The sequence below is a fragment of the Rhizobium ruizarguesonis genome, assembly GCF_017357285.1.
GTDB classification, from domain to species: Bacteria; Pseudomonadota; Alphaproteobacteria; order Rhizobiales; family Rhizobiaceae; genus Rhizobium; species Rhizobium ruizarguesonis.
Genome location: NZ_CP071678.1, coordinates 4518901 through 4525000 on the forward strand (window position 1 = coordinate 4518901; position 6100 = coordinate 4525000).

Here is a 6100-nt window from a genome sequence, read left to right on the forward strand (position 1 = left end):
AGCGCAAGTTTCGAACAGACGCTATAGTCCCGAGGTCAGCACCCGGTGGCATGCAGGCGACACGTGTTGCAAATTGTCCCGAAGACAAGCGATAGCCCGTCCTCCGCCCAAGGGCACCGTGCGGCACAGAGCCTGAAAATCCGATCCGCAGGTTTCGCGCAGAATCATCAGTTCCTCGCGCGGCGAGAAGGCCGGCATCATGGCCCGAGGAGCAGGCGTGGTCGCAACCGTCGCAGCAGCACCGCCGCTGGCTGGGGTTGATCCGGCTGATCCTCCCCCGGCTGATCCTCCCAAGGCCGCAACGGCCTGCTGACACGGCGCCGATAGAGCGGCATTGTGCTGTTGCAAGCAGCTGAGTGCCTCGGTGCCGCCCGGTGTGACACCAGAGCATTGCGCCATAAAATCGCGTTGGCAGGCCGATTTGGCGGCGTTGCGCTGCGCCTGCGTCGGTGCGGCCGTCGCCGGTACGGGTGTGGTCGCCAAAGTGGTTGCGGACGCAGCCGGGGCCGGCTCCGCGGATGTCGACTTGGGTTTGCTCACCGCCGACACCGCCTTCCGGCAGCCCGCCGACAGTGTGGCATTATGCTGTTGCAGACAAGTGAGCGCCTCGATGCCGCCCGGTGTCACCCCTGAACATTGCGCTATGAAATCGGAGCGACATTCCGCCTTGATCGCATTGCGCTGCTCTTCAGTCGGCGCCTGCGCGAACGCGACACCAGCTGAGAGCACCACTGCGCAGAACGCTGGCAATCCCGAGATAGCAAACAGAAGACGACGCCTTCCATGCGGAGCCGTCAGTAGAGAAGATGCCCATTTTCGCATTATTCCTTCCCCCTATAAATCTTTAATCTACTTCATGAAATCGAACGCCCTACTGAATAAGATAATAAACGCCCGTCAGTTGGAGGGACGTTGCTTGCCGCTGCGGAAATATTAAAACGCCGGCTCCACGTATATTAGAAGATTGCTATTTTAGCAACTATCGTGCGCCTGAAAACTGATCAAGGGAAACGTATTACTCATCAGCCTGCTGATCGGAATCATGCATCTCACTGCGAATACATGCTGCCGTCATGCCGCAGTCTGGTACCCTCTTGGAGCCGCGCTCTCGTGGCCTTCAAGCCGAAAGCGCGCAATCATGTCGGTAAGTGCAAGCGCCTCGGACGATAGCTGTCTGGTGGCAGCATTCGTCTCTTCCACCATCGCCGCATTTTGCTGCGTCATACGATCAATATCGTTCACCGATGCGTTGATCGAATGGAGTGTCGTCGCTTGGTCGCGACTTGACGAGGCGATGAGCTCGATATGACCGACAATGTGGACGATCTCGCTGGAAATCTCCATCAGCGCATCGCCGGTGCGGCCGACGAATTCGGAGCCGGACGCAACCTCTCGGACGGAATTGTTGATGAGCTCGCCGATTTCCTTGGCTGCGCGAGCCGATCGTTGCGCCAGCTCCCGCACCTCCTGCGCCACGACAGCAAAGCCCTTGCCGGCCTCACCCGCTCTTGCCGCCTCGACCCCGGCATTTAGGGCCAAGAGATTGGTCTGGAAAGCGATAGCGTCGATGGCACTGACAATCTGAACGATCCGGCCGGACGCGTCCTCAATCCGCCCCATGGCCGAAACGGCGTTTTGGACCACGGAGGCCGAGGCGTCGGCGCCCTGTTTGGCGCGTTGGACAAGCGCAAGCGCTGCTGCTGCCCGTCCTGAAGAGGTGTTGACGGCGGAAGAAATCTCCTCCACTGCCGCTGCTGTTTCCTCAAGTGCGGCCGCCTGCTTTTCCGTTCGGCTGGCCAGGTCATCAACGGCTTCCGCCATCTGCCGGCCATTGTCGCTGATGAGGGAAGACGTCTCGCGGATATCGCAGAGCGTCTCCTTGAGACCCGCGACCGACATGTTGAAATCGGTGCGGATCCGGTCGAGTTCGGAGGCAAACGGCGTATCGATCGAAAAATTCAACTCCCCGCGCGACAGCCGCGTTAGCCCTTCTGCAAGAGCCTCGATTGCAGCGTCAACCTGGACCTTGGCGCTACGCCGCTCGAGTTCGTTGCGGGCGCGCTCAGATTCCGCATCATTACGCGCGATCTCGGCCTGTTGTTCCATTTCGACATTCGACAGCGCGTTTTGTTTGAAGACGGAAAGCGCGCGCGCCATTTCCCCGATTTCGTCGCCCCGTGCCTCGCCGGTGATTGCGGTATCGAGCCTTCCCTCTGCGATCTTGCGCATCGCTGCGGTAATCTGGGTGATCGGTCCCTTCAGGGTGATGACCAGCGCGGCACCGGCGGTCATAGCGATCAGGATGCCGAACACAATGGCGCCACCGGATATCCTATTCGCCTGTTGACGATCCTGCCCAGCATTTTGCCTTTGCGTCTCGGCGAATTGAGCAAGCAGGTTCCAGGTGTTGTCGATCTGCGCCGCAGCGCTATCAAATTCAGCCAGCTTGCGCGCCGCACCTTCGGAGAGCGCTGCCGCGTTTGCTGCAAGCAGATCGAGGACGGGTTGAGCCTTCTTCGGAATTTCGGCAAAGACGGGGTCGTCGTTCACCATGCCGGCAAGACGGCCGAGCTCGGTCTGATACATGTAGATCGACTGCTGAACTTTCTTCACTCGCGCGTCGTCTGGATTGCCGGCGAGTTCGGCGAAGCCGACGCGGATCTCATTATTGCTGTTAACGATGGCGCGCAGTTCGTTGCCGACATTCGTCGCCTGCGAGATATCCTTGTCCGACGCGGCAAGCGCGAGCACGGAGGTCCGCATCAGATCGTCGCCAATCGTCTTGAGACTGTCGCCAGTTGCAGCAAGATTGGCAACGGTGGCATCCGTTGTTGGGACATCCAAAGTGTCCAGCGACACCTTCGAAGCGTTGGCGAGGGCGTCCACAGCAGCGGCATACTGCGCGGCGAGGGCTTGTTTGTCGGTCGCGAATGCAGGCGAAAGCTGCTCCTTTGCCTTTTGCAAATCGGGCGCGTATTTGGCTAACAGGCTAACTTTGTCAGCCGGCGTCGTCGCATTCGTATAGTCATTGCGAAGTTTTGTCGCGACACTGGCGGCGGCGCTGACGGAGACGGAATTGTTCAGACCGCCCTTGTTAGCATTTTCCGTCTTTTTCGCGCTAGCCATCAGCATGAACGAGCGCTTGCCAACCTGCCCTTGCAGATCAAGAAGTGCCGCGGAAGCAGCGTCAACATCACTGAGAATTTTCTGCTGCCCCGTTTCGATTTGCCAGATCGCTTCGATCTTTTGCGGGATGATTTGCGATTGATCGAGCGCGCGGTCAAGAAGCCCCACATCGGTCGTCGGCCTTAGGCTCTCGATCGTCTGCTTCAGGTTTGCCAGTTGCTCTCGGGCCTCCGCAAGCGCGGTATCACGGGCTTCCTGCGACGGCTTCATCAGAAAGCCGGTCATGCTGGAAGAAACATGTTTGAACCCGTTCAGAGACTGCAAAACATGGTTGGAGATCTCCATCCGACCTTCGAGAAGGCTGGCCGCGTAGTAGCCCGTCAGCCCCACTGCGCATAGGCTAATGACGAATGGCGCCAAAAGTACCAGCACCTTCGTCTGAATGCGAACCCGCGACATCAAACCATTTACCACGAATGCACCCCCACCACCGATCGGAGCCAAACTGTCATTCTTTGCTTAAGAACCGATAAATGGGTTGATCTGAGGATTATGCACGCCTCATCTGTCGCGGCGAGGACGTGGTTCAGACACTCGTAGGGGCATGTGGGCAGGTCGACTAATTCATCATCGCTTGGCCGGCTTGTGTGACCTTCTCGCATTTCTCGTGTCGGCCACGCCATTTGGCCAAAAGCAGCAAAGCCCCGACCGTTTTTACGGTCCGGGGCTTCCGGTTACCGCAGCCGTGCCTCGACCGAGGTCTAGAAACGTCAAAAGCCCGCCGGAATGGCGGGCTTTTGAGTATGTGTATTATGGAAAGTTTGGTTGCGGGGGCAGGATTTGAACCTGCGGCCTTCAGGTTATGAGCCTGACGAGCTACCGGGCTGCTCCACCCCGCGTTATTATTTTACAGCAGAAAGGGCCGCTTGCGCGACCCTTTTTGTTCGGCATGGGCCGTAGAGTTAGTGATGAGAAGATTGTTTTACATAAGTTGCGTTTTGCAGACCTGGCAGCGACCTACTCTCCCGCGTCTTAAGACGAAGTACCATGGGCGCAGGGGCGTTTCACGGCCGTGTTCGGAAAGGGAACGGGTGCAGCCACCCCGCCATAACCACCAGGTCGGCAAAGCGCAACTATATGTTTTGAGAAGCTGGTGAAGTGCTATGACTTCGTTTTTGAACACGTTTTAGAGCTCCAACCGGACGAACACTTCGTGTTCGCCGGGACCGGGCAAAGGCTGGTGCCTTCGCCTTGTCAGGACGACCGCTTTGCGGTCGCCTTGAGATGAGCATAGTCAATGAGAACGATCAAGCCAATCGAGCTATTAGTACCGGTAAGCTTCATGCGTTGCCGCACTTCCACACCCGGCCTATCAACGTGGTCGTCTTCCACGGCTCTGATAGGGAATACTCGTTTTCAGGTGGGTTTCCCGCTTAGATGCCTTCAGCGGTTATCCCGTCCATATATAGCTACCCTGCTATGCCCTTGGCAGGACAACAGGTCCACCAGAGATATGTCCATCCCGGTCCTCTCGTACTAGGGACAGATCCTGTCAATATTCCTACACCCACGGCAGATAGGGACCGAACTGTCTCACGACGTTCTGAACCCAGCTCACGTACCGCTTTAATTGGCGAACAGCCAAACCCTTGGGACCTGCTCCAGCCCCAGGATGCGATGAGCCGACATCGAGGTGCCAAACAACCCCGTCGATATGGACTCTTGGGGGTCATCAGCCTGTTATCCCCGGCGTACCTTTTATCCGTTGAGCGATGGCCCTTCCACGCGGGACCACCGGATCACTATGACCGACTTTCGTCTCTGCTCGACTTGTCAGTCTCGCAGTCAGGCGGGCTTATGCCATTGCACTCGACGACCGATTTCCGACCGGTCTGAGCCCACCATCGCGCGCCTCCGTTACTCTTTCGGAGGCGACCGCCCCAGTCAAACTACCCACCATACACTGTCCCGGACCCGGATAACGGGCCGCGGTTAGACATCCATGACGATAAGGGTGGTATTTCAAGGATGGCTCCACGGAAACTGGCGTCCCCGCTTCAAAGCCTACCACCTATCCTACACATGCCGACACGAATGCCAGTGTAAAGCTATAGTAAAGGTGCACGGGGTCTTTCCGTCTGACCGCAGGAACCCCGCATCTTCACGGGGAATTCAATTTCACTGAGTCTATGTTGGAGACAGCGGGGAAGTCGTTACGCCATTCGTGCAGGTCGGAACTTACCCGACAAGGAATTTCGCTACCTTAGGACCGTTATAGTTACGGCCGCCGTTTACTGGGGCTTCGATTCAAAGCTTGCACCTCTCCTCTTAACCTTCCAGCACCGGGCAGGCGTCAGACCCTATACGTCGTCTTGCGACTTCGCAGAGCCCTGTGTTTTTGATAAACAGTCGCTACCCCCTGGTCTGTGCCACCCCATAATAGTTGCCTAGCATGGGGTCACGCTTCTTCCGAAGTTACGCGTGCAATTTGCCGAGTTCCTTCAACATAGTTCTCTCAAGCGCCTTGGTATACTCTACCTGACCACCTGTGTCGGTTTCGGGTACGGTCTATACGGTGGAGCTATTTCCTGGAACCGCTCCGCTGCCCATCCAATCCAATAAGAATGAACAACTTGTGCAATCCGTCACTACCACCAGGCCCACGAATATTAACGTGGTTCCCATCGACTACGCATTTCTGCCTCGCCTTAGGGGCCGGCTAACCCTGCTCAGATTAACTTTAAGCAGGAACCCTTGGTCTTTCGGCGAGAGGGTCTCTCACCCTCTTTATCGTTACTCATGTCAACATTCGCACTTCCGATACCTCCAGGAGCCCTCACGGGTCTCCCTTCATCAGCTTACGGAACGCTCCGCTACCACTTGCGATTGCTCGCAAATCCTCAGCTTCGGTGCATGGCTTCAGCCCCGTTACATTTTCGGCGCAAAGACCCTTATTTAGACCAGTGAGCTGTTA

The 6100-nt window shown here is 57.1% G+C and carries 2 protein-coding genes, 1 tRNA gene and 2 rRNA genes (1 of these 5 cut by a window edge); all 5 read right to left on the reverse strand.

Features of this window, described 5'->3' with window-relative positions:
* Positions 1–21 precede the first annotated feature (21 nt).
* Entirely contained in the window at positions 22–822 is an 801-nt protein-coding gene (locus J3P73_RS22120; protein ID WP_130675821.1) for a hypothetical protein, read from the reverse strand.
* Positions 823–1071: 249 nt separating this feature from the next.
* Positions 1072–3600: a methyl-accepting chemotaxis protein gene (locus tag J3P73_RS22125; RefSeq protein ID WP_207579704.1), complete on the reverse strand. Its 2529-nt coding sequence runs from the start codon at positions 3598–3600 to the stop codon at positions 1072–1074.
* A gap of 348 nt (positions 3601–3948) precedes the next feature.
* Positions 3949–4025, reverse strand: a tRNA-Met gene (locus tag J3P73_RS22130).
* A 105-nt stretch (positions 4026–4130) separates the two neighbouring features.
* Positions 4131–4245 (reverse strand): 5S ribosomal RNA (gene rrf / locus J3P73_RS22135).
* Between the two features lie 184 nt (positions 4246–4429).
* Positions 4430–6100, reverse strand: a 23S ribosomal RNA gene (locus tag J3P73_RS22140) (it continues 1272 nt past the right edge of the window).